The organism is Microcoleus sp. Pol7_B2, from assembly GCF_036701035.1.
GTDB lineage: Bacteria > Cyanobacteriota > Cyanobacteriia > Cyanobacteriales > Microcoleaceae > Microcoleus.
In genome coordinates this window covers 22570-25446 of sequence record NZ_JAUBQB010000091.1, presented here as the reverse complement: position 1 = coordinate 25446, position 2877 = coordinate 22570, and the positions used below count along the sequence as shown (strand labels likewise).

At 47.5% G+C, this 2877-nt stretch carries 1 protein-coding gene; it reads left to right on the top strand.

The genetic code is table 11. From position 1 onward, the window contains the following. Window positions 1-69 precede the first annotated feature (69 nt). The coding region (locus tag QUA57_RS24810; protein WP_333064260.1) for an FG-GAP-like repeat-containing protein at window positions 70-2877 on the top strand (2808 nt) is incomplete at its 3' end.

The following is a 2877-nucleotide window of genomic DNA, read 5'->3' as shown; positions in this document are numbered from 1 at the left end:
TACTGGAATAATAATGAATCCTCCTGTATTTATTGTTTTAAGCACTGCATAGCTCTTAACTGAACCGTATTGGATTCGCTTCCCGATTTAGCTGTCTCGGTAGCAATTGGCGGCGATATAGGAGGAGGGGCTTATGTCTTTTTAGGAACAGGGCAAGGCAACTTTAGCAATCCTAACAACTTTGGTCCCGGCATCACTAAACAGGCGATCGCTGCGGGAGATTTTAATCAAGACGGCTTGGCTGACTTAGTTGTGGCAGAAGACAACCAAGTTTCTATTGCTTTAGGCAATGGTCAAGGAACTTTTGGTGATTTTAACAATGTGGGGACTGCAACCAACCCTTTAGCGATCGCGATCGGAGATTTTAACGGCGACAACAATCTCGATGTTGTTGCCACTAACAGGAGTCCCGCTAACAGCGTTTCTATTTTTTTCGGTACGGGTCAAGGCACTTTTGGCAATCGAACCAACTTGAATGTCGGCACAAGTCCCAGCGCGATCGCAGTTGGAGATTTTAACGCTGACGGCAGATCCGATCTGGCTGTAGCCAATACAGGCAGTCAGAACGTATCAATTTTATCAGGGACAGGCCAAGGCACTTTTAGCAATCCTGCTAACTTTAATGTTGGGGTAGATCCTGATGATATTGCCGTTGGTGATTTCAACGCTGACGGTCAACCCGATTTAGCTGTAGCGAACGTCAGTTCTAATGATGTTTCAATTTTAACTGGCACCGGTCAAGGAACGTTTAACGGGCCGTTTAATTATAATACTGGGGGAACGAATCCGAGCGCGATCGCGGTTGGAGATTTTAATTCTGATACCAGACCAGATATTGCTGTCGCAAATACCAACAGTAACAGAGTTTCAATTCTGTTGAATGTGCTATTGAAAGCAAGTTTTGCTAATTCTGCGTACAGCAGTCTTGAAGGAGACGCAGATGCGACTGTTAATATTCCTGTGAATGTCGAAGACGGTTTGCGCTTTACTGACTTGATTGTACCGATCGCAACTGTCTTGCCCGTTCCTGCTGGCACCTCACGAGCTACTCAAGGTGCCGATTATACTCTTTCTACTAATACTCTTACTTTTCCCGCAGGTAGTGGCAGTTCGACTCAAAATATAGCTGTCACTATTAAACCAGACAACCTTGCAGAAATGAATGAAGCAGTTGTCTTGAGTTTTGGTACGAGTCCGGGAGGGGGAGGGTTTGCAGGTACAATCTCTGAAACTACCTTAACAATTCCTGCTAACGATCCGATTATTTACACAGTTGGTGCTAGTGCTGGTACTGTTCCTGAAGGCAACTCCGGCACAAATCCGCTGATATTTACTGTTAGTCGCAGTGGCGGTACTGATTCAGGAGGTACTGTCAATTATGCAATTGGTGGCACTGCAACCAACGGCAGCGATTACAATAATATCGGCACTTCTGGCGCAACAAGTACGACTGGCCTGATTAATTTTGCCTCTGGCGAAACATCGAAAACTGTCACCCTAGATGTGTTGGGTGATGGTAGCGTTGAACCAGACGAAACTATTACCGTCACTCTATCTAATCCCGTCACATTGCCTGATGGCGGTTTTCCCGGCGGCAGTTCGACAATTGGTACTGCTACTGCTACAACTACGATTATTAATGACGACACTGCTGGAATTTCAGTCAATCCCGATAGCGGATTAAGTACCACAGAAGCAGGAGGAACAGCAACATTTACTGTCCAACTCAACTCTGAACCAACTGCTAACGTGACTGTTGGCTTAAGCAGTTCCAATGTTACCGAGGGAACAGTTTCTACACCCTCGCTGACATTCACTCCTGCCAATTGGAGTGCGCCGCAAACTGTAACGGTAACAGGCGTTGACGACAATATTGCTGACGGCACTCAAACTTACACTATTTTCACTGAGGCTGCTGTTAGTACAGACAGCAATTACAGCAATTTCAATCCTGCCGATGTCAGCGTTACGAATAGCGACAACGAAACTGCCGGCATTACCGTTAATCCCACAGCAGGATTAACTACAACAGAAGCGGGAGGTACGGCTAATTTGAGTGTTGTCCTCAACACTCAACCTACGGCACCTGTTACGGTAGCTTTAAGCAGTTCTAATCCCGCAGAAGGAACAGTTTCTACTAATACCTTAAGTTTCACTCCCAATAACTGGAATCAGGCGCAGACGGTAACGGTGACAGGTGTTGGCGACAATATCGCTGACGGTGATATTGCTTACACTATTGTTACTGAGGCTGCTGTTAGTACAGACAGCAATTACAACAATTTCAATCCCTCCGATGTCAGCGTTACTAACAGCGACAGCGATACAGTCGGCGTTACCGTTAATCCCACCAGTACCACAGCAGCAGAAGGCGGTGCAACGGAAAGTTATACACTTCAGCTAAATTCGCAGCCAACAGCGCAGGTAACAGTCAGCTTTGACGGGGGGAATCAAATAAGTGCGATCGCCCCCATCACCTTCGACAGCACTAATTGGAATATTGCCCAAACTGTGACTGTGACTGCGGCGGACGACACAGTTGTAGAAGGTACTCACACAGGTACAATCAGTCACGCCGTAACAAGTACCGACGGGAAATATAGCGGAATTGCGATCGGGCCTGTCACTGTCGCCATTACCGACAATGACACGCCAACACCAACACCAACACCGACGCCAACATCGCCAACACCAACGCCAACACCAACGCCAACATCGCCAACGCCAACACCAACGCCAACATCGCCAACGCCAACACCAACACCAACACCGCCAACACCAACACCGCCAACACCAACACCGCCAACACCAACACCGCCAACACCAACACCAACACCAACACCGCCAACACCAACACCGCCGACACCAACACCGCTA